General features: G+C 69.5%; 20 protein-coding genes. 10 read left to right on the top strand and 10 right to left on the bottom strand.

Annotation, left to right across the window (positions count from 1 at the left end):
- Window positions 1-67: 67 nt before the first annotated feature.
- The 6 genes from FHS08_RS01485 to FHS08_RS01460 all read right to left on the bottom strand — a co-directional run bounded on the left by FHS08_RS01485 (window position 68) and on the right by FHS08_RS01460 (window position 7,871).
- On the bottom strand, window positions 68-2,401 hold the full coding sequence (locus tag FHS08_RS01485; RefSeq protein ID WP_170283181.1) for an exo-beta-d-1,3/1,6-glucosidase: 2,334 nt from the start codon (window positions 2,399-2,401) through the stop codon (window positions 68-70).
- Window positions 2,402-2,453: 52 nt separating this feature from the next.
- Window positions 2,454-3,446 (bottom strand): ABC transporter permease, encoded by a 993-nt coding sequence (locus FHS08_RS01480; RefSeq protein WP_424960784.1) that lies wholly within the window; start codon window positions 3,444-3,446, stop codon window positions 2,454-2,456.
- Complete coding sequence (locus FHS08_RS01475) at window positions 3,443-4,426, bottom strand: ABC transporter permease (protein WP_167034820.1); 984 nt, start codon at window positions 4,424-4,426, stop codon at window positions 3,443-3,445. Before FHS08_RS01475 ends, FHS08_RS01480 begins: the two co-directional genes overlap by 4 nt.
- Entirely contained in the window at window positions 4,423-5,250 is an 828-nt protein-coding gene (locus FHS08_RS01470; protein ID WP_167034818.1) for an ABC transporter ATP-binding protein, read from the bottom strand. The genes FHS08_RS01475 and FHS08_RS01470 overlap by 4 nt, the downstream gene beginning before the upstream one ends.
- Complete coding sequence (locus FHS08_RS01465; RefSeq protein ID WP_167034816.1) at window positions 5,247-6,104, bottom strand: ATP-binding cassette domain-containing protein; 858 nt, start codon at window positions 6,102-6,104, stop codon at window positions 5,247-5,249. Before FHS08_RS01465 ends, FHS08_RS01470 begins: the two co-directional genes overlap by 4 nt.
- 111 nt (window positions 6,105-6,215) lie before the next feature.
- Window positions 6,216-7,871 carry an ABC transporter substrate-binding protein gene (locus tag FHS08_RS01460; protein WP_167034814.1) on the bottom strand — a complete coding sequence of 552 codons (1,656 nt, stop codon included), beginning with the start codon at window positions 7,869-7,871 and terminating at the stop codon, window positions 6,216-6,218.
- Between the two features lie 218 nt (window positions 7,872-8,089).
- Between FHS08_RS01460 and FHS08_RS01455 the strand changes: the two genes are divergently transcribed.
- Window positions 8,090-8,725 (top strand): TetR/AcrR family transcriptional regulator, encoded by a 636-nt coding sequence (locus tag FHS08_RS01455; protein ID WP_167034812.1) that lies wholly within the window; start codon window positions 8,090-8,092, stop codon window positions 8,723-8,725.
- 37 nt (window positions 8,726-8,762) lie between these two features.
- On the opposite strand, the gene FHS08_RS17205 is transcribed toward FHS08_RS01455, so the two are convergent.
- Complete coding sequence (locus FHS08_RS17205) at window positions 8,763-9,791, bottom strand: DDE-type integrase/transposase/recombinase (protein ID WP_167034810.1); 1,029 nt, start codon at window positions 9,789-9,791, stop codon at window positions 8,763-8,765.
- 210 nt (window positions 9,792-10,001) lie between these two features.
- Between FHS08_RS17205 and FHS08_RS01445 the strand changes: the two genes are divergently transcribed.
- From FHS08_RS01445 to FHS08_RS17200, 6 genes are all read left to right on the top strand, one after another.
- Complete coding sequence (locus FHS08_RS01445) at window positions 10,002-10,841, top strand: TIM barrel protein (RefSeq protein WP_167034808.1); 840 nt, start codon at window positions 10,002-10,004, stop codon at window positions 10,839-10,841.
- Window positions 10,842-10,855: 14 nt separating this feature from the next.
- Window positions 10,856-11,491, top strand: coding sequence for a ThuA domain-containing protein (locus FHS08_RS01440; RefSeq protein ID WP_167034806.1), 636 nt, complete (start codon window positions 10,856-10,858; stop codon window positions 11,489-11,491).
- 10 nt (window positions 11,492-11,501) lie between these two features.
- The gene (locus FHS08_RS01435; RefSeq protein ID WP_167034804.1) at window positions 11,502-12,419 is read left to right on the top strand and encodes an aldo/keto reductase; all 918 of its coding nucleotides are present in this window, start codon (window positions 11,502-11,504) and stop codon (window positions 12,417-12,419) included.
- Window positions 12,420-12,467: 48 nt separating this feature from the next.
- On the top strand, window positions 12,468-13,787 hold the full coding sequence (locus FHS08_RS01430; protein ID WP_167034802.1) for an ABC transporter substrate-binding protein: 1,320 nt from the start codon (window positions 12,468-12,470) through the stop codon (window positions 13,785-13,787).
- Window positions 13,788-13,868: 81 nt separating this feature from the next.
- Entirely contained in the window at window positions 13,869-14,756 is an 888-nt protein-coding gene (locus tag FHS08_RS01425) for an ABC transporter permease subunit (protein WP_208382184.1), read from the top strand.
- A complete protein-coding gene (locus FHS08_RS17200) occupies window positions 14,753-15,667 on the top strand; it encodes an ABC transporter permease subunit (protein ID WP_208382183.1) in 915 nt (304 codons plus the stop codon). Before FHS08_RS01425 ends, FHS08_RS17200 begins: the two co-directional genes overlap by 4 nt.
- 14 nt (window positions 15,668-15,681) lie before the next feature.
- Here FHS08_RS17200 and serC read toward each other — a convergent pair whose 3' ends face one another.
- From serC to FHS08_RS01405, 3 genes are all read right to left on the bottom strand, one after another.
- On the bottom strand, window positions 15,682-16,800 hold the full coding sequence (gene serC / locus FHS08_RS01415; RefSeq protein WP_167034798.1) for a phosphoserine transaminase: 1,119 nt from the start codon (window positions 16,798-16,800) through the stop codon (window positions 15,682-15,684).
- Between the two features lie 79 nt (window positions 16,801-16,879).
- Complete coding sequence (locus FHS08_RS01410) at window positions 16,880-17,617, bottom strand: membrane protein insertase YidC (protein WP_167034796.1); 738 nt, start codon at window positions 17,615-17,617, stop codon at window positions 16,880-16,882.
- A 106-nt stretch (window positions 17,618-17,723) separates the two neighbouring features.
- Window positions 17,724-18,017: a DUF6412 domain-containing protein gene (locus FHS08_RS01405; RefSeq protein WP_167034794.1), complete on the bottom strand. Its 294-nt coding sequence runs from the start codon at window positions 18,015-18,017 to the stop codon at window positions 17,724-17,726.
- A 137-nt stretch (window positions 18,018-18,154) separates the two neighbouring features.
- Between FHS08_RS01405 and FHS08_RS01400 the strand changes: the two genes are divergently transcribed.
- The 3 genes from FHS08_RS01400 to FHS08_RS01390 all read left to right on the top strand — a co-directional run bounded on the left by FHS08_RS01400 (window position 18,155) and on the right by FHS08_RS01390 (window position 20,776).
- A complete protein-coding gene (locus FHS08_RS01400) occupies window positions 18,155-18,856 on the top strand; it encodes an iron-dependent transcriptional repressor DtxR (RefSeq protein WP_167034792.1) in 702 nt (233 codons plus the stop codon).
- 218 nt (window positions 18,857-19,074) lie between these two features.
- Window positions 19,075-19,950 (top strand): M23 family metallopeptidase, encoded by an 876-nt coding sequence (locus FHS08_RS01395; RefSeq protein WP_167034790.1) that lies wholly within the window; start codon window positions 19,075-19,077, stop codon window positions 19,948-19,950.
- 328 nt (window positions 19,951-20,278) lie between these two features.
- Window positions 20,279-20,776, top strand: a complete 498-nt coding sequence (locus FHS08_RS01390) for an HNH endonuclease (protein ID WP_167034788.1) — start codon at window positions 20,279-20,281, stop codon at window positions 20,774-20,776.
- The last annotated feature ends 51 nt before the right edge of the window (window positions 20,777-20,827 follow it).

The raw sequence follows: 20,827 nt of genomic DNA, 5'->3' as shown, positions 1-20,827 counted from the left end.
GCCGCCGTCGGGTGATCGTGCCGCGGGGATCGCGCACGATCCCCGCGAACGCGGCAGGGCCCGCAGCTCAGCGCCGGTCGGCGACCGCCTCCGGGACGTCCTCGGTCCGCTCGGCGGCGGGGAGGACCCAGAAGCCCGCCCCGAGCAGCGCCTCGTCGCGCGACGAGGGCCCGACGAGGAGCTCGAACGCGCCGGCTTCGACCATGCGGCGGCCCGCGGCATCCACGATCGTGCACTCGGAGACGGGAACCGTGATCTCGACCGTCGCCTCCTCGCCGGGGGCGAGGTCGACGTGGCGGTACGCCTTGAGCTCCTTGTCCGCCCAGCTGACCGAGGTCACGGTGTCGCGGACGTACGCCTGCACGACCTCGTGAGCGGGCCGCGTGCCCGTGTTGCGCAGCACGAGTTCGGCGCGCACGACGCCGTCCGCCGTGAGGACGTCGTCGTCGATCCTCACCCCGGCGTACTCGACCGTCGAATACGAGAGGCCCTCGCCGAACGCGTGCGCGGGGCTCTGGGTGAGGTCGGCGTACCTGTTGCCGTGCTGGCCGCGGATCTGGTTGTAGTAGGTGGGCTGCTGCCCCACATGACGCGCGAACGAGATGGGCAAACGCCCCGTCGGCTCGATGAGCCCGAGCAGCAGCTCGGCGATCGCGCGACCGCCCTGCATGCCCGGATTCGCGGCCCACACCAGCGCGGCATCCTGCACGGATGCGGGAAGCACGAGCGGCTTCGACGCGAGCAGCACGACGACCAGCGGGGTGCCGGTCGCCGCGAGGGCGTCCAGGAGCGCCCGCTGACCGCCGATGAGCTCGAGCGTCGCCGTGGACCGGCCCTCGCCCACGAGCTCGACGCGATCGCCCACGACCGCGACGACCCAGTCCGCGCCCTCTGCCGCGGCGACGGCTGCGGCGATCTGGGCCTCGTCGGGCTCGCAGGGCACGACCACCTGCGGGCGGGGCTGGCCGTCGGGGAAGAAGGCCCCCTCGGGGTCGTCCGCGAGCGTCAGGATGTCGGCGCCCTTCGCATAGTCGACGGCCCAGTCCGCGGGAACGTGGGCCAGCAGGCCGTCGAGCACCGTCGTGATCAGCTCGCGCGGCTGGCCGTCCGGCAGCCAGTCGACCTGCCCCGACGAGCCGGCCCAGTCGCCGAGCTGGCTCTGCGCATCGTCGGCCAGGGGTCCGACCACAGCGATGCGCCGCGGCGAGCCGTTTCCGAAGGCGCGGCCCGCGGCATCCGGCGTCAGACCGCCGGCAAGGGGTAGCACGCCGTCGTCGTTGCGCAGCAGGACGAGCGAGCGGCGAGACGTCTCGAGGTTGAGGGCCGTGTGCGCCGCGGAGCCGATGACGGTCCGGATGCGCTCGGCGTCGGGCAGCCGCGGATCCTCGAACAGGCCGAACTCGAACTTCAGCAGCAGGATCCGGGCGACGGCGCGGTCGAGGTCCCGCTCCGTGATGAGGCCCTGGGCGACGGCGTCGAGGGCTCCCTGGAAGAAGCCGGGCGTCGTCATGACCATGTCGTTGCCCGCCTTGACGGCGGCGGCCGCAGCGTGGGCGTAGTCGGGCTGCACCTTCTGCTCCCACACCATGCGGCCCACGTTGTCCCAGTCGGTGATGAGCGTGCCCGTGTAGCCCCACTCGCCGCGGAGGACGTCGCCCAGCAGCCACTCGTTGACCGTGATCGGCACGCCGTCGGTCGTCTGGTAGCCCAGCATGAACGTGCGGCATCCTTCCCGTGCCACTCGCTCGAACGGAGGCAGGAACCACGAGCGCAGCTTGCGACGCGAGATGTCCGCCTCGCTCGCGTCGCGGCCGCCCTGCGTCTCGGAGTAGCCCGCGAAGTGCTTGGCCGTCGCGAGGATCGCCGTGGGGTCGCCGAGGCCGTCGCCCTGATAGCCGCGCACCATCGCCGAGGCGAGCTCGCCGATGAGGAAGGGGTCCTCGCCGAACGTCTCGTCGACGCGGCCCCAGCGCAGGTCGCGCGAGATGCACAGCACGGGGGAGAACGTCCAGTGGATGCCGGTCGCGGCGACCTCGGCGGCGGTCGAGCGGGCGACGCGCTCGACGAGCTCGGGATCCCACGTCGCCGCCATGCCCAGCTGCGTCGGGAACACCGTCCCGCCCTCCCAGAAGGAGTGGCCGTGGATGCAGTCCTCCCCGACGATGAGCGGGATCCGCAGCCGCGTGCGCAGCGTGAGCTCTCGCGCGCGCACGACGCGCTCCGGCGACGCGTGCAGGATCGAGCCGGCGTGCATCCCGAGCACCTCGTGCTCGAGATCCTCGCGCGCGTCCAGCTGCAGCATCTGGCCGATCTTCTCCTCGAGCGTCATGCGCCCGAGGAGGTCGTCGATCCGCTCGCCCACGGGCAGCGTCTGGTCGAGGTAGGGCGGGGATGAGGTCACGATGGCTCCAAATCGGTGCGCTGTCGCGCGCAGAGGTCGATGTGCGGGTTCGTCAGGCGCCCGAGGGGGAGTCGACGGGCGGCGCGGCGCGCACGACCGTGATGTCGCTCGAGATCGACATCCCCTTCTTCTTCAGCGCGCGGGCGCGCTGACCCGCCGTGCGCAGACGCGGATTGACGTACTCGTCGATGCCGAAGTTCAGGAGGGCGAGGGCCATGCCGACGAGCGCGATGCACAGACCCGCGGGCAGGTACCACCACCATCGATCGGGGAAGGCGTTCTGGCTCTGCGCCCAGAACAGGATCGTGCCCCAGTTCCACTGGCTGATCGGCGTGATCCCGACGAACGCCAGCGTGGTCTGGGTGAGGATGGCGGCCGTCACGGTGCCCACGAAGCTCGACGCGATGACCGCCATGAGGTTCGGCAGCATCTCGACGCCGATGATGCGCCACAGCGGCTCGCCGTTGGCACGCGCAGCCTGCACGAAGTCGCGGTTGCGCAGCGACATCGTCTGCGCGCGCAGGACGCGAGCACCCCATGCCCAGCCGGTGATCGCGAGCACGACGGCGATGAGGAGCATGTTGGGATCGTCGAACTGCGACGTGATGATGATGATGAGCGGAAGCCCCGGAATGACCAGGAACACGTTCGACAGCGCCGAGAGCGCCTCGCTGCCCGTGCCCCGGATGTAGCCCGCCGTCACGCCGACGATCACCGCGAGGAGCGTGCCGAGCACGCCCGCCATGAACCCGACGAACATGACGTCTCGCGTGCCGATGATGATCTGGCTGAGCACGTCCTGGCCCATGTGGGTCGTCCCCAGCCAGTGCTGGGGCGTCGGCGGGGAGTTGCGCGCCTGCAGATCGATCGCGTTCGGGTCGTAGGGCGCGATCCACGGTCCGATGATCGCGAGGAGGGCGAAGAATCCCAGGATGCCGATCCCGACGAGCGACTTCGGGTTGCGGAACATCGACAGGCCCTCGCTGAAGCGCCGGGATCGAGGGGAGGGCGTGACCTCCTCGATCGTGCCGGTTGCGGCGGTCACTGTGCCTCCTGACGGGTGCGGGGGTCCAGCGCCGCGTACGCGATGTCGGCGATGACGTTCGCGACGAGGACCGAGAGCGTGATGACGAGGAAGATGCCCTGCATGAGCGGATAGTCCTTGGCGAGCGTCGCCTCGAACAGCCGCAGGCCCAGGCCCGGGTAGGAGAAGATCATCTCCATGATGAGCGTGCCCCCGACGATGAAGCCGAGCGACAGTGCGAAGCTCGACAGCTGCGGAAGGACGGCGTTGCGAGCGGCGTAGTTGACGACCACGCGGCGGGGCGTCAGGCCCTTCGCCTGGGCCACCGTCACATAGTCCTCGTCGAGCACGGTGATCATCATGTTGCGCATGCCGAGGATCCAGCCGCCGAGCGACGTGATGACGATCGTCAGCGCGGGCAGGGTGCCGTGATAGATCACGTTGGAGACGAACTCCCAGCTGAGCTGCGGATGCAGCGTCTTGTCGTACGCGTGGGAGGCGGGGAACCAGCCGAGGGTCGTGGAGAACACGGCGATCATGATGAGGCCGAGCCAGAAGTAGGGGACGGTCGAGAGGAACGTCGCGACCGGCACGACGAACTCCGCTCTGCTGCCGCGCTTCCACCCGATGTAGGTGCCGACCGATGTGCCCACGAAGAAGCTGATGAGCGTCGCGATGCCGACGAGCCCGATCGTCCAGGGGAGGGCGTCGAGGATGACCTCGCCCACGGGGGCGAGACCCTTCGAGAGCGACCGGCCGAGGTCGCCGCGCAGGAGGAGCCCCCAGTACTGGATGTACTGATCCCACAGCGGGCGGTCCTGCTCGAGGCCGAACAGGATCTTGAGCGACTCGATCGCCTCGGGGCTCACCTTGCCCTGATTGCGGGCGAGGTACGCCGTGATCGGGTCCCCCTTCATGAAACGGGGAAGGAAGAAGTTGATCGTGATGGCCGCCCACAGCGTGAACAGGTAGAACGCGGCGCGTCGCAGGAAGAACCTCATGCCTGTGCCTCCTCGGCGCGGCCGGGGCCCGCATCGGGAGTCGCACGACCGCCGAACAGCGCATCCGGATTGGGCGATGCGTCGCGGAGCCGCCGGGTGTAGGGGTCTCTCGGGTGGAGGATGACCTCGTCGGCCGGCCCGGACTCGACGACGACCCCGCGGTTGAGCACCATGATCTCGTCGCTGAAGTGACGGGCCGTCGCGAGGTCGTGCGTGATGTAGAGCACGCCGAGGTTCTCGTCGCGCTGCAGGTCGGCGAGCAGGTTCAGCACGCCGAGGCGGATCGAGACGTCGAGCATGGACACGGGCTCGTCCGCGATGAGCAGTCTCGGCCGTGACGCGAGCGCGCGCGCGATGGCCACGCGCTGACGCTGACCGCCCGAGAGCTCGTGCGGATGGCGGTCCGCGAGCTCGGGGGAGAGCCGCACGCGATCGAGGAGCCTGCGCACCTCCCCCTCGATCCCGTCGCGGGGCACGACGCGGTGCAGCCGCAGCGGGCGCTCGAGATGGTGCCGGATCGTGTGGTACGGGTTCAGCGACGCGTACGGGTCCTGGAACACCATCCGCACGTGCTGTCGGTAGGCGCGAAGAGCCCGGCCGCGGCGCGGGATCGGCGTGCCGTCGAGCAGGATCGTGCCCGACGTCGGCGTCTCGAGCTGGGTCAGGATCTTCGCGATCGTCGACTTGCCGCTGCCGCTCTGGCCGACCAGGGCGATCGTCCGGCCGGAGGTGAGGGTGAAGCTGACATCGTCGAGGGCGAGCATGTCGCCGGCGCCGCGGACGCGGTAGCGGCGGGTCACATGGGAGAACTCGAGCGTCGTCATCGCGCCGCTCCGTCCCGCGTCTGCGTTCCCCGGACGAAGCCGCCTCGGTCGCCCGTGAGGCTCGGGAACGAGCTCAGCAGCGTGCGGGTGTACTCGTGCGCGGCACCGTGGTAGATGTTCGCCGGCGTGTCGAGCTCGACGACCTCTCCCGCGCGCATGACGGCGATCCGGTCGCTGATCTCGAGCAGCAGCGGCAGGTCGTGGGTGATGAAGATGACGGAGAAGCCGAACTGCACGCGCAGCTCGGAGATCTGCTCGAGGATCTCGCGCTGGATCAGGACGTCGAGCGCCGTCGTGGGCTCGTCCATGATCATGAGCTGGGGCTTGAGCGCGAGGGCCATCGCGATCATGACGCGCTGGCGCATCCCGCCCGACAGCTCATGGGGGAACGACCGCAGCCGGTCGCGGCCCACCTGAACGATGTCGAGGAGCTCGGCGCACTCCTCGCGGCGCTCGGTCGCCGACATGGAGGGGCGATGCGTCACGAAGACGTCGTCGAGCTGGCTGCCGATGTTCTTCACGGGGTTGAGGGCGTTCATGGCGCCCTGGAAGACCATCGACACCTTGTTCCATCGGAACCGGCGCAGCTCGTCCGTGCCGAGCTTCGTGATGTCGATGTCCTCGCCCGAGGCGTCGTGGAAGACGACGCCGTCGGCGCTGATGACGGCGGGCGGCTTCAGGAGGCGCTGGATGCCGTAGGCGAGCGTCGTCTTGCCGCAGCCGGACTCGCCGGCCAGGCCCAGGATCTCGCCGCGCCGGAGCTCGAGCGAGACCCCGCGCACGGCGTGCACAGGAGGGTCGACGTCGTACACGACGTGGATGTCGTCGATCGTCAGGAGCGGTCGGTCGGTCACGGGTTCCTCTGTCTCTGACGGCGGTGCGATTCGGGTTCGCCCGCCGGGATCCTGCCTGCATGGGGGTGGGTGCCCCCGGACGCGGCCGGGAGCACCCACCCTGTCATGCGCCTACTCGGCGGCCTGGAGCTTCGTCAGCACCAGCAGCATCTGCGGGCGGGTCGGCTCGGGAACCGCGTACGGATCCTCCTCCGACGGCCAGCCGACGTAGTTGCGCGTGTTGAACTCGCCGATGAAGGGGCGCGTTCCGATCGGCAGGGCGACGGCCTCGTCGACGAACGACGTCTGGATCTTCTCCAGCGCCGTCTGGCGAGTCGCGTCGTCGGCGGCGTTCGCGTAGTCGGCGAGCGCCTGCGTGATCTCCGGGTCGTTGAAGCGGCCGAAGTTGTACTGCTCCGACTGCTCGCCGATCGGGAGGTAGCGGGCGCCGTCCATGATGTTGGAGTAGATGTCCCACGGGGTCAGGCCCGTGTCGGTCCAGTGCAGGATCGCGTCGAAGTCGCCCGTGCCCTTGGCGGCCCACCACGTGTCGACGTCGGGGGTGTCGACGGTCGCGTCGATGCCGATCGCCTTGACCTCCTCCGCGATGAGGGTGATGCCGGTCACGTAGTCGCTCCAGCCCTGGGGGACCTGCAGCGTGAAGGTGACCTGCTCGCCGTCCGGGTCGATGAGCTTGCCTGCGCCGTCCCACGTGTATCCGGCCGCCTCGAGGATGGCCTTGGCGCCGTCGACGTCGACCGTGTACTCCTCGCCCTGGAACCGATCGATGATGAACGGGTCGCCCGCGGGCTGCGGGAGCCCCGTCACCGACGTCAGCGCAGGGACGCTGCCCTCGCGGGCGACCTCACGGTGCTGGTCGCGGTCGACGATGAGGTTCAGCGCCTGGCGCAGCGCCTTGTCGTCGAACGGCTTCTTCGTGACGTTGAACCACAGCGCGTCGACACCGAGCCCGGCGGGAGCCCAGTACTGGTTGTGCTCGTCCTTCGACAGGTACGCGTCCTCGATGTTCGGGATGAACCCCTGCGCCCAGTCGGCGTCGCCGTTGGCGAGTGCCGTCGTGAGGGCCGTGTTGTCGTTGTACGAGACGAAGTACAGCGTCGGCACGGCGAGCTCGCCGCCCCAGTAGTCGTCTCGCTGGTCGAGCTGCACGCTCTGCGAGCTGAAGCTCGTGAGCGTGTAGGGACCCGTGCCGACCGGCTCGGGGTTCGTCTCGGTCGTGACGTCCTCGACGTCCTTCCAGATGTGCTCGGGGACGATGAACTTCTCGAGGACCTTGTCCTGCTTGACGAACACCGAGGTCTGGAACCCGATCGTGACCTTGTCGCCGTCGACGGTCACGTCCGTGATTCCGAGGGCCGCGGGCTCGATCGCGGGGTTGTCGCGGAGGAGCTCGAACGTGAACCTGATGTCGTCGGCCGTGAAGGGCTCGCCGTCGTTCCAGGTGACGCCGTCGCGCGCCGTCACCGTGACCGACCGGTAGTCGTCGGCCCACTCGATCTCCGAGGCGAGCCAGGGGGTCACGGGCTTGTCGGCGATCACGTTGACGAACGCGAGGGGCTCGAAGATGGCGTTCACGTAGCCGAGCTTGAGGGCCGACGAGTCGCCGATCCACGGGTTGTTGCTCTCGGATGCGATCGCGCCGTCCGGCTTGGCGATCGTGAGGGCGGCGCCGTCGGCGGCCCCGCCCTGGTTGCCGGATGCCGAGCACCCGGTGAGTGCGAGGGCGACAGCGAGGCCCGCTGCAGCGAGTGAGGACTTCAGCCTCATTGCTTCTCCTTCTTGGTGGTCTCACGGACCTGCGCCGCGAGAGGACATCATTGGCTTCGTGCACGGTGTGCGCCATCGTCGGCGCTGGTTTAAGTTACCGTCGAGTCAGTAAGCAAATCAAGTCGCCGAGATAACGGATGCGCATCGTCTGCGTAGACTCTGTGACCGGACCGGCCGCGGACGCGGCGCCGCGTCCGCGAGGGAGGTGGAATCGACCGATGGACGCCGCACGTCCTCAGCGCAAGTCGCGTCCCGCCACGCTCGTGCGCCGCCGTGAGATCCTCGACGCGGCCGTCGACATCTTCGGGGCCAAGGGGTTCGCGGGGGGCACCCTCGTCGACATCGCAGCCCAGGTCGGCATGACCCACGCGGGAATCCTCCATCACTTCGGCTCGAAGGACCAGCTCCTGCTCGAGGTGCTCCGGTACCGGGACGAGTCCGATGTCGCCGACCTCGAGGAGCGGCACATCCCCGACGGCATGCCGCTGTTCCGCCACCTCGTGCGCACCGCGATCGCGAACGCGCAGCGCGCGGGCATCGTGCAGGCGTTCGTCGTGCTCTCGGCCGAGTCGGTGACGGACGACCATCCGGCGCAGGCGTACTTCACGGCGCGCTACGAGCAGCTGCGCGGCGAGGTCGCGCACGCGTTCACGGCCGTCTGCGCCGAGCGCGGCATCACGGCGCCGGACACGATCGAGGATGCCGCGGCCAGCATCCTCGCCGTCATGGACGGTCTGCAGGTGCAGTGGCTGCTCGCCCCCGAGCGCGTCGATCTCGCGCGGGCGACCGAGTTCGCGATCGAGGCGATCGTATCGTCGGTGCTGGGCCCGCAGCCGTCGCCGCTCGCGGAGTGACCCGCCTCCCGCGGGTGCGACGGCGCGCGTGCGCGCGTCACCGCGGCGCGAGCCCGCGGGACTGCAGCACCGCGAAGAACTGCGCCGCCTCGGCGTGCTCCTGGTCGTCGTCCGCACCCACGCGAGCCGGCGACGGCACGAGCCCGTGACGCGAGAGCGCGCGGCTGAAGGCGCGTGACTGGAACTGGCTGCCCTTGTCCGACCAGAGCGTGCAGCCGACGGGGTCGCCCATCCGCGCGACCGCGTCGTCGATGGCGGCCACGGCGAGCGACGCGCTCGTGCGCTCCCCGACCGCGTAGCCGACGACGCGCCGCGAGAACATGTCGCGGATCAGGCACAGGTGGCGCTTGCCGTGCGTCGTGCCGTGCTCCGTGAGCCGGGCGAGCCACAGCACGCCGGGCCTCGATGCCGTCAGCTCGTGCGGCAGCACCTCCGCGCGCTCGAACCCAGACGGTGCCCGCCCGCGGTCCTGGGGAGCGACGTGCGCGGCCGATCGCACGTCGTTGCCACGGCACAGGCGCCACGCCGTGCGCTGCGCCATGGGCCAGCCCTGCTCGCCGGCGGCCTCGGCGAGCGCGCGGTATCCCGCCGCCGCATCGGCCCTGTGCGCCTCGATCAGCGCGTCGACGCGGTGCGCCTCGATCCACGCGGCATCCGAGACGGGACGCGCGAGCCACCGGTAGTACGGCTGCCGCGCGATCCGGAGGACCCGGCACGTGACGGCGATCGGGATGCCGTCCCGCGCGAGCTCGCCCACGAGCGGATAGAACCTGCTCGGACGTGCTGCGGCGGGCCCCTCGGCGGGGTCGTGATACGCGATGGCGCGCCGCAGGACCTCGTCCTCCTGCTCGATCAGGCGCAGCTGCCTCGCGTCGGGCGCTCTGCTGTGCGCGGACCGTGCGGAAGGGCGGTCGGATGCGGCATCCGCCCGCCGCATCCAGTTCTGCAGGCACGTCTCGCTGATCCCCGAGTCGGCGGCGATCCGGCGCAGCGGGACGCCCCCGGCGCGATCGCGCGCCGCCGCGACGACCCTGTCGCGGAACTCCTGCGGATACGCCTTGGGCACGGGGCACCCTTTCCGCCGATACAGTAGCACCACACATCAGGTGTCACCTGTTCGTGCATCGCATCCCCCACTTGTCGCCCTCTCGGGGCGTGCGGTCAACTTGTCGCCGAGCAGAACGCGGGACGCGATGAGGCGGCGCGAGGACACAAGCGACGAGGCAGCCGTTCCGAGATCTGCACTCCATCGAAACAAGACAAGAACGGGTGAAAAGTGACACACCAGATCCAGCTCGGCCTCGTGACCGACGTCGTTCCGCTCGAGGACATCGCGAGCGGATGGGACTTCTTCGAGATCCCCAACGCGGTCCACATCCTGCCGATGCACAGCGAGCACATCTGGCGCGAGAACCGCGACCGCTACCGCGCGACCGGCGTGCCCACCCCGGTCGCGAGCCACTACATCAGCGGCGACAACCCGCTCTTCGGCTTCGGGACCGAGGCATCGGGCCCCTCATACGACCGTGACCAGCAGCTCTTCTGGGCCTCCCGCTCCTTCCGCCGCATGGCGGAGGCCGGAGTCAAGGTCGCGGGCGTCTGGGGCGGGTTCTTCCGCGCGGACAACGGGTATTCGACCGCCAAGGCGTGGGACGACGCCGTGAGCTTCTGCAACATCATCGCCGACGAGGCCGACAAGTACGGCATCCAGATCGCGCTCGAGCCGAACGCCGACCCTGCGACGCTCTTCCCGAGCTATGCGGAGGGGCTCGCGTTCGCGAAGTCGGTGCGCCGCGACTCCGTCAAGATGATGGTCGACCTCAACTACTTCCTCAAGCTCGGCGAGTCGTTCGACGTCGTGCGGAACGAGCCGGAGTACTGCCTGCACGTGCAGATGGCGGGCGAGGGCAACGGTCACTCGCAGCCGAACGTCGGACCCCGCACGGCGGCGTACGACGAGCTGTTCCAGCTGCTCAAGGACATCGGGTACCACGGCACGGTCTCCGTCGCCGCGCCCTGGCTGAGCTCGACCGGGGCAGACCCGATCGACTACGCGTACGAGACGACCGTCACGCTCGAGTACATGCGGGCGCTCCGCGACAAGTTCTTCGGCTGACAGGGAGGATGCGAGTGGCCGACCTGATCAAGACGGCTGTCATCACCGAGTGGCATCCGTACGACGTGCAGAGCTTCCAGCACCTGCTGGACGGGCTCGCGGACGTCGATCCCTACGTGCAGGAATGGGACGTGTTCGTGAAGGATCCCCGTCGAGGGGAGTACGACGCGCTCCTGTTCTACAACATGAGCTTCCCGGAGCCTGCCGAGGGCGACGCGCGGCGAGAGTACGTGGAGTCGGAGCTCGGGACGACGGGGCAGGGCATCGTCCTGCTGCATCACGCGATCCTGAGCTACGAGCAGTGGCCGGCCTGGGACGAGGTGTCGGGGACCGCCGACCGCAGCTTCACCTTCCACCAGAACGAGACGCTGACCTGCCGTGTGACCGACCCGTCGCACCCCATCGTGGCGGGACTCGGCGAGTTCGACATCGTCGACGAGTCGTATCTCATGGCAGAGCCCACCCCCGACAATCGTGTTCTGCTGGAGACGACGCATCCGAAGAGCCTGCGCGCGCTCGCGTGGACCCGCTCGTTCCGCGACAGCCGTGTCTTCTGCTACCAGTCGGGGCACGACGACTCGGCGTGGCGCAGCCCGTCGTTCCAGCGGATCCTGCACGGCGGGATCCGCTGGGCGGCCGGACGCGACTGAGGAGACGCGGATGAAGGACATCGAGATCGGCCGGTCCGGTCTGCGGGGCTCGCAGATCGCGCTCGGCTGCATGCGGATCGACTCGCTGGCCGACGCCGACCTCGCCGCGCTGCTCACGGCGGCTCGCGACGAGGGCATCACGGTGTTCGACCACGCCGACATCTACGCCGACGGGCGATGCGAGGAGGCGTTCGGGCGTGCTCTGGATGCCGGAGTCGTGCGCCGCGACGAGATCGTGCTGCAGTCCAAGGCCGGCATCCGGCCCGGACGCTACGACCTCTCCGGGGCGCATCTCATCGCGGCGGTGGAGGCCTCGCTCAGGCGGCTTCGGACGGATCGGCTCGACCTGTTCCTCCTCCACCGCCCCGACGCCCTCGTCGACCCGGACGAGGTCGCGGCAGCCTTCGACGAGCTGCACGCGGCAGGCAAGGTGCTCCACTTCGGCGTGAGCAACCACAGCGCCGGTCAGATCGCGCTGCTCGCAGGCAGTGTGCGCCAGCCCCTCGTGGCCGATCAGCTCCAGCTCAGCGTCGCCCACACGCCGCTGATCGACGCAGGGCTCAACGTCAACATGGCCTCGGCTGCGTCGCTCGACCACGACGGGGGGACGCTCGACTACTGCCGTCTCCACGGCATCACTATCCAGCCCTGGTCCGTGCTCCAGCACGGATACTTCGCCGGCAGCCTCGTCGGAAGCGCCGAATACCCCGCGCTGAACGAGGAGCTGTCGGCGCAGGCGGGGCGCCACGGCGTCACTCCGGCGGCGATCGCCGTCGCCTGGCTGCTGCGCCACCCCGCCGCAATGCTGCCCGTCGTCGGCACGACGCGACCTGCTCGCGTGCGCGAGCTCGCCCGCGCGGCCGACGTCGAGCTCACGAGGGAGGAGTGGTACTCCCTCTACCTCGCCGCGGGCAACTCGTTGCCGTAGCGGCATCCCATCCACCTGTACGAACCCACTCAATGAAGAGGAATCACCATGGAACACGAAAGCCGACTTCGGAAGGCAGGCAGGCGCGCCGCCGCGATCGCGGCGATCTCGATGCTCGCGACGGGGCTCGCCGCGTGCGGCGGCGGAGGCGGTGCCGGCGGCGAGGGAGATCCAGAGAACGCCGCGCTCGTCATGACCATCTGGGGCAGCGAGAACGACACCAAGACCTACCAGGAGCGGGCCGACGCCTACACGGCCGACCACCCGGGCGTCACGGTGAAGGTCCGCAACATCCCCGTCGAGAACTACGACCAGCAGGTCGACACGATGATCGCGGGCGGCAGCTCGCCCGACATCATCCTCGTCGACGGCTCGAAGACCCCGGGGCTCGCGTCGCGGGGCGGCATCCTCGATCTATCGCCGCTCATCGACGAGGACGGCCTCGTCCTGTCCGACACGGTCGATCCCGGTCGCGTGTCCGGATACCAGGTCGACGGGAAGCAGTACGCGGTGCCGGATCGCGGCGGAAACATCGTCTTCTACTACAACAAGACGATGTTCCAGAGCGCGGGCGTCCCCGAGCCGAAGGCGGGCTGGACGTGGGACGAGATGGTCGACGCCGCCGAGAAGACCACGATCCGCGACGGCGGGACGACGACCCAGTGGGGCGTCTCGATCGACAACTGGCCCAACGCGGTCCAGTCGGTCACGGCATCCTTCGGCGCCTCGATGTTCAACGACGCGGTGGATGCCGCGGCCGTCGACTCTCCCGAGTACCGCGAGGCGCTCACGGAGTACAACGGACTCGCGACAGACCTCAAGGTCTCGCCGACGCTGCAGGACTACGCGGACTTCGGGCAGAACGTGAACCGCGACGCGCTGTTCGCGCAGGGCAAGACCGCCATGATCTGGGCGGGACTGTGGAACATCCCGGAGTTCGTCAAGCAGGGCATCGACTTCGGCATCGTGCCGCCTCCCGTCGCGAAGCAGGGCGAGCCCACGATGATGGCCTTCGGGACGGGGCTCGCCGTCGGCGCGCGCTCGAAGAACCAGGCCGCCGCATGGGAGGTCGTCAGGTACATGTTCACGCCCGACGGCCAGCGGCCGATCGTGACGAACGGCCAGGACGTCCCGAGCGCCAACGAGCTCATCCCCGAGTGGGAGGCGGGCCTGCCCGGCGGCATCAGCTACGCGGAGGTCGCCTCGGTCCCCGAGCAGATCTTCTCGACGGTGAACCCGCCGCAGATCAACGAGATCCTCAAGCAGTGGGAGCAGGACCTGTACCCGTTCTTCACGTCGACGGAATCGGTGGACGACGCGACCTCGCTCGCGGCGCAGCACATCAACGGCATCCTCGGCGATGATTGACGTCGCGATGTCGCCGTGCGCGGCCGAGCGCGGAGGGAGTACGAGCGGACGATGACGGTGAACGCGAGGACGAAGAGGTCCGTGAGCCTTCGAACGCGAGAGACGACGGCGTTCTACCTCTTCATGTCGCCCTGGCTCGTGGGGATGGTCTTCCTCTTCGCGATCCCGCTCGTCGCGACGTTCCTGCTGAGCTTCACGGACTGGAACCTGTTCCAGCCGCCGGAGTGGGTCGGCCTCGACAACTACACGGACCTCCTGTTCACCCCGGGAAGCGCGTTCTGGCTCGCGTTCTGGAACACCGCCTACTACGCGGTGATCCTCGTGCCACTCAACCTCGCGCTGAGCATCGGGTTCGCGGTACTGCTGAACCAGCCGCTCGTGCTGCGCAGGTTCTTCCGGACGGCGTTCTACCTGCCGAGCACGATCCCGATCGTCGCGGTGGTCATGCTGTGGAGCTGGCTGCTGGCGCCGTCCGGGATCGTCAACTCGATCCTCGGCACGGTGGGGATCGACGGGCCCGCGTGGCTCGTCGACCCCGCCTGGGTCAAGAACGGGCTCATCATCATGGGGGTCTGGCAGATGGGCGGCGGCGTGGTCCTGTTCCTCGCGGGGCTGCAGGGCATCTCCCCGATGCTCTACGAGGCGGCGACCCTCGACGGGGCTGGGGCGTGGCGGCGGTTCTGGTCGATCACGATCCCCATGCTCTCGCCCATCATCCTCTTCAACCTCATCATCGGCGTCATCGGGTCCCTGCAGGTGTTCGCCCAGGTCTACATCGTGACGCAGGGCCACAATCCGGGAGCCGTCATGCTCGTGCCGCTCGTGTACTCGAACGCCTTCGAGTTCGGGAAGATGGGCGACGCGTCGGCCATCTCGGTGCTGTTCGTGCTGCTCATCCTCGCCGTGACCGCCGTCATCCTGCGCTGGTCTCGACGCTGGGTGTACTACGAGGGGGAGGTCGCGCAGTGACCGCCACCGCGACCCACACCGAGCTGATCGTCACGGGGAAGCCGAGGCGGCACCGCCGCCACGCGGGTCATCGCACTCCGCTCGGCTTCCGGGTCTCGACCTACGTCGTGCTCGGCGTCGGCGCGATCCTCATGATCCTGCCGCTGCTGTGGATGGTCACGACCTCGCTCGCCGACTCGAAGTACGCGACGACGTTCCCGCCGCGGTTCCTGCCCGAGACCTTCGAGATCGACAACTACATCCGCATCTTCACCGACACCGACCTCGGCACGTACTTCGTCAACTCGCTCGTCATCACGGTGCCGTCGATCGTGGGGCAGGTGCTCTCGTCGTCGATGGCCGGCTACGCGCTCGCGCGGCTGCGCGCGCCGGGGCGCAGGTTCTGGTTCATCGCGACGCTCGCGACGCTCATGATCCCGTACGAGGCGACGATCATCCCCACGTTCGTGATGTTCCAGTACCTCGACTGGATCAACACGTTCTGGCCGCTCATCGTGCCGCAGATCGTCGGCAGCGGCTACAGCATCTTCCTGATGCGGCAGTTCATCATGCAGATCCCGACGGAGTACGACGAGGCCGCGCGCCTGGACGGCCTGGGCTTCTTCGGGATCTGGTGGCGGATCGTCGTCCCCCTCTCGGCCCCCGCGATGGCCACCGTCGCGATCTTCACGTTCACGTTCACGTGGGGGAACTTCCTCGGCCCGCTGATCTACATCAGCGATCCGGACCGGTACCCGCTCGCGCTGGGGCTCTACGCCATGACGCAGACGAGCAACGTCGGGCAGACGCCGGAGTGGAACCTCATCATGGCGGGAGGCATGCTCCTGACCGTGCCGATGGTGCTCGTGTACTACTTCGGGCAGCGGCTGGTCTACGAGGGGCAGAACAGCCTGGGCCGCATCCGCGTCTAGGACTCGGGCGTGCGTCAGCCCGCGAGGTGCTCGACCGTGTAGTCGATGCACTTGACGAGCTGACGCACGTCGCCCGGCTCGATCGAGACGAACGTGGCGACCCGCAGCTGGTTGCGGCCGAGCTTGCGGTACGGCTCGGTGTCGACGATCCCGTTGGCGCGGAGGCTCTTCGCGACGGCGGCGGCGTCGACGGACTCGTCGAAGTCGATCGTCACGACGACGGGGGAGCGGTCTGCCGGGTCGGCGACGAACGGCGTCGCGTAGGAGGATGCCGCGGCCCAGTCGTAGAGCACCTGCGAGGACTCGCGCGTGCGGCCGTCGGCCCACTGCAGCCCGCCGCTCTGCGTGATCCACTCGAGCTGCTTGTCGAGCAGGAACAGCGTCGTCAGCGCGGGGGTGTTGAGGGTCTGGTTCAGCCGCGAGTTGTCGAGCGCGTTCTTCAGGCTCAGGAACTCGGGGATGTATCGCCCGGATGCCGCGATCCGCTCGATCCGCTCGACCGCGGCGGGCGAGACGAGCGCGAACCACAGGCCGCCGTCGGACCCGAGGTTCTTCTGGGGCGCGAAGTAGTACACGTCGGCCTCGGTCGCGCGGAAGTTGATGCCGCCCGCCGCGCTCGTCGCGTCGATGACCGTCAGCGCGCCGTCGTCGCCCGCGACGCGCTCGATCGGCGCCGCGACGCCCGTCGAGGTCTCGTTGTGCGGCCACGCGTACACGTCGACGCCTTCGACGGCCTCCGCCGACGCGCGCGTGCCGGCCGCCGCGTCGCGCACGTCGGGGGCCTCGAGCCACGGCGCCTTCGCGGCGGCGGCGAACTTGCCGCCGAACTCGCCGAAGACGAGGTTCTGGCTGCGCTTCTCGATGAGGCCGAAGGCGGCGGCATCCCAGAACGCCGTCGAGCCTCCGTTGCCAAGGATGATCTCGTAGCCCTCGGGCGCGCGGAACAGGTCGTTCAGCTGCACGCGCACCTGTCCGACGAGGTTCTTGACGGGCGCCTGCCGGTGCGACGTGCCCAGCAGAGACCGGCCGGGGCCGACGAGAGCCTCGAGCTGCGCGTCGCGGACCTTCGACGGGCCGCATCCGAAGCGTCCGTCGGCGGGGAGGATGTCTCGGGGCAGCGTCACGTGGGCCATGACCCCGATTCTAGGTCCGCGCGGCGTCGCGCTTGGGGCCGGTGACGGCCGGTGACACGCCGCGTGCCGGCCCGCGCCCTCATCCGGGAGGGAGGGGGAACCGGCGACGCAGGACGATCCGCTGCACGAGCGTCCACGTGACGGTCACGACGAGGTACAGCCCGGCCGCGAGCGGCACGAACACCGCCGCCACGGCGCTCGCATACTGCAGCAGGCCCATCATCCGCAGCATCGTCGTCGCCTCGCCGCCCGCGGGAGGCGAGACCCGGAACATCCGCCGCGTGATCTCGCCCACGCAGGCGATGAGCAGGACGATGGCGCCGAGAACGACGCCCGTGGTCGCGTCGAGGGCGCCGTGCGTCGCCGCGCCGGCGAGACTCGTGCCGAGGGGCACGCCCAGCAGATCGTGCGACAGCAGCGCGTTCGGCTGACCCGCGATCGCGGGATGCAGGAAGAGCGTGTAGATGAGCCCCACGACGGGCGCCTGGATGAGGAGGGGAAGGCATCCGGCGAGCGGCGACGCCTTCTCGTCGGCATACAGCTTCATCGTCTCGCGCTGCAGCCTCTCGCGATCGCGGCCGTGGCGCTTCTGGAGCTCGCGGAGGCGGGGCGCGAGCCGTGCGCGGGTCTGCTCCGCACGGGCCTGCGAGATGCCGACGGGGATGAGGGCGCAGCGGACGAGAAGCGTCACGAGGATGATGGCGGCCGCGGCGGAGGCGGTGCCGATGAGCGGGTCGAGCAGGCTCGCGAGTCCCAGCAGCCCCGAGGAGGCGGCATTCAGGATCGCGGCGATGGGCGGGAGGGCGGAGAGGTCCACGGGCGTGTCCGATCGTCGAAGGGGAGGGGTCGCGGATGCGGCCGCGACGGCTCCTGCGGACACGACGACACCCCGCCGACGGCGGAGGCGGTGGTGCGCGGGGCTGCTACGCGGCCGAGGCCGCGACGGAGGGCGCCCTGGGGCGGGCGTGGCCCGCGGCATCCGGATCGCTCTGCGCGACGACGGCGGACGGGTCGCGCTCGCGCCGCGGCGCCGTCCACGATGCGCGCAGGATGCCGGGGCCCGCGACGACGCACACGGCGAGCGCGAGGATCGCGAGGGCGACGAGTCCGATGACGACGCCTGCGGCACCGTGCTCGAGCGGCCGGATCGCCTCGAACGCGGACAGGAGCGCGACGGTCACGAGAAGGGACCGCAGCACAGGGCCGAAGGACGGCATCCGCGCACCCCCCGTCTGCTCCTGGATGCCGCCACGGTAACACGCCGGCCCATGGCGCGGCATCCGGCGGCGGATCCCGGCGCCCCGCCATTGACTAGGCTGGGAAGGCACGCGCCACCCCTGCGAGGAAACCACACATGGCCGATCTGATCGACACGACCGAGATGTACCTGCGCACGATCCTCGAGCTCGAGGAGGAGAGCATCGTGCCTCTGCGCGCACGCATCTCGGAGCGCCTCGGCCACTCCGGCCCGACGGTGTCGCAGACCGTCGGCCGCATGGAGCGCGACGGCCTCGTCGTCGTCTCGGACGACCGCACGCTCGAGCTGACGCACGCGGGCCGCCAGAAGGCGGTCGACGTCATGCGCAAGCACCGCCTGGCGGAGCGGCTCCTGAGCGACGTCATCGGACTGGACTGGGCATACGTGCACGAAGAGGCCTGCCGCTGGGAGCACGTCATGAGCGAGCAGGTCGAGCGGCGCCTCGTCGAGCTGCTGGGGCATCCGACCGAGTCTCCGTACGGCAACCCGATCCCGGGGCTCGACCAGCTCGGCGACCTGCCCGCCAACACGTTCGCGCAGGGCGTCGTCGGCCTCGTCCGCCGTCTGAACGAGGCGGGCGAGCCGATCTCGGGCACGGTGCGCCGCCTCGCGGAGCCCGCTCAGGTCGATCCCGAGCTGCTGCAGCAGCTCAAGGGCGCCGGAGTCGTGCCCGGCGCCGTGGGCGACTACCGCTACAGCGAGGGATACGTGCTCGTCGAGATGCACGGCAGCGATCAGGGCCTCGAGCTGCCCGTGGAGGTCGCGTCGCACATCTTCCTGGTCGACGACCGGAGGTAGTCCCCAGGGTTCTGCCAGGTCGCCAACGTGACAGAATCGTGACATTCGGGTAGCCTCGGAGGGTCCACAGGCGAGAAGCCCGCCGACGGACCCCACGCGGATTGCCTCAGCGGCTCGTCGTCCACGTGGTGAAGCCCGCACATCGTGCCCCGACACACAGTGCTGACGAGCCAGCGCCACGGTGCGAGTCATCCGGTGCAGAGGCGCCGGAGGACAGTTTGGCTGAAGAGATCGAATCGCCCGCGGGCGAGAACACCGTGACCGGTGTCACACGTCGCAGCGGGCGCTCCGTCGCCGCCGCGGCCACAGTCGCGCGCCGAGGGCGACCGGCTGCCGCACGTCCGGCTGCGGCCAAGGGCCCCCGCCGCACCCTCCGGCCTCTGCGCAGCCTCGTGATCCTCAGCGTCGTCGGAGGCCTCATCGTCTCGATCGCGCTTCCCGCCTTCAGCACGCGCCAGCCCGCGGCCGAGGCCATGACGATGCAGCAGGCCGCCGTCGACGACGCGCAGACGCTCGTGGTCGCCTCCGATGCGACGCACGCGGCGCTCTCGCGCCAGAGCTACGACGCGACGACCCAGGAAGAGATCGACAAGAAGAAGGCGCAGGAGGCGGCGGCAGAGCGCGCCCGCGCTCTCGCGAGCTCCGTCGCGTCGGCGCGGACGAAGATCAACCTCAACATGGTCGCCCCGGGATCCGGCGCGGTGCGCTGGCCCCTCGCGCACATCGACTACATCGGCGACGGCTTCATGTCGCGCGGCGGCGCGCATCAGGGCGTCGACATGCTCACCGCCGGCGGCACGCCGATCTTCGCGATGGCCGACGGCGTCGTGCGCATCTCGTCGGAGAGCTACTTCGGGTACGGCGTCGCCGTCACGATCGACCACGTCATCAACGGCCAGCTCGTCTCGACGCTGTACGGCCACATGACCTACGGCAGCCGTCAGGTCTCGGCGGGGCAGACGGTCTCGGCGGGTCAGCTGATCGGCCTGGTCGGCAGCACGGGCAGCTCGACCGCGAACCACCTCCACTTCGAAGTGCGCATCAACGGGACGCTCGTCGACCCGCTCGCCTACCTGCAGGCCAACGCCGGGTAGGCCGTGGGAGCGGATGCCGCGGCATCCGTTCGCCGACACGCCACGTGACGTTCAGTGGGGCGTTCGGCCCGCGTGTCCTGCGCGTGCGTTAGCCTGAAACCCGACGCTGAGAGAAGCGGAGGGCGCCGATGGACCGCACACCACGCATCCGAACCATGGATGCGCTCGGCCTGCTGGTCCTTCGGCATCATGAGACCGGATGCCACGGCGTTGCCGTGCGTCCAAGGCGCTGTCTGTAGACAGCGCCTTTTTCATGCCCTGCGTGCCTCGAATCGTCGGCATCGAATAAACCCGGGAAGCCGTCCCGGGCCGTTCGAGAGGATGAGGAATGCGCACTCTGGTGCTCAACGCGGGCTACGAGCCGCTCGCGATCGTGTCGTTCAAGCGGGCCCTCGTGCTCGTGATGAACGAGAAGGCCACCGTCGTCGAACACGTCGACGGACTGCCCGTGTGGGGGACGCGGGCCGCCTTCGACAGACCTGCCGTCATCCTCCTCACGCGCTACGTCCGGGTTCCCGGAGGCCGGCACATCCCCGTGACGCGCCGCGGCGTGCTGCGGCGCGACGCGCACCGCTGCGCCTACTGCGGCAAGTCCGCGTCGACGATCGACCATGTGCTTCCCCGCTCGCGCGGCGGCGCGGACTCATGGGAGAACCTCGTCGCGTGCTGCCTGCGCTGCAACAACGTCAAGGGCGACCGCACTCCGCAGGAGATGGGGTGGGAGCTCAAGATCGTCCCGAGGCCGCCGCACGGCACGCAGTGGACCGTCCGCGGCACGGAGCGCAGCGACCCGCAGTGGGAGAGATACCTCGCGATCGCCGCGTGAGCGGACGAACCGGGCGTTCCGGCAGGAACGACGCGGAAGACGGCAGGATCG

Source organism: Microbacterium ulmi (genome assembly GCF_011759705.1).
In the GTDB taxonomy this organism is placed as follows: domain Bacteria; phylum Actinomycetota; class Actinomycetes; order Actinomycetales; family Microbacteriaceae; genus Microbacterium; species Microbacterium ulmi.
This window is presented reverse-complemented; position numbering and strand designations above follow the sequence as displayed.

Coding starts and splice junctions, on each gene's coding strand:
- FHS08_RS01400 (WP_167034792.1), top strand. CDS start 18,155: ATGGCCGATCTGATCGACACGACCGAGATGTACCTGCGCACGATCCTC.
- FHS08_RS01405 (WP_167034794.1), bottom strand. CDS start 18,017: ATGCCGTCCTTCGGCCCTGTGCTGCGGTCCCTTCTCGTGACCGTCGCG.
- FHS08_RS01455 (WP_167034812.1), top strand. CDS start 8,090: ATGGACGCCGCACGTCCTCAGCGCAAGTCGCGTCCCGCCACGCTCGTG.
- serC (WP_167034798.1), bottom strand. CDS start 16,800: ATGGCCCACGTGACGCTGCCCCGAGACATCCTCCCCGCCGACGGACGC.
- FHS08_RS01390 (WP_167034788.1), top strand. CDS start 20,279: ATGCGCACTCTGGTGCTCAACGCGGGCTACGAGCCGCTCGCGATCGTG.
- FHS08_RS01435 (WP_167034804.1), top strand. CDS start 11,502: ATGAAGGACATCGAGATCGGCCGGTCCGGTCTGCGGGGCTCGCAGATC.
- FHS08_RS01460 (WP_167034814.1), bottom strand. CDS start 7,871: ATGAGGCTGAAGTCCTCACTCGCTGCAGCGGGCCTCGCTGTCGCCCTC.
- FHS08_RS01470 (WP_167034818.1), bottom strand. CDS start 5,250: ATGACGACGCTCGAGTTCTCCCATGTGACCCGCCGCTACCGCGTCCGC.
- FHS08_RS01475 (WP_167034820.1), bottom strand. CDS start 4,426: ATGAGGTTCTTCCTGCGACGCGCCGCGTTCTACCTGTTCACGCTGTGG.
- FHS08_RS01430 (WP_167034802.1), top strand. CDS start 12,468: ATGGAACACGAAAGCCGACTTCGGAAGGCAGGCAGGCGCGCCGCCGCG.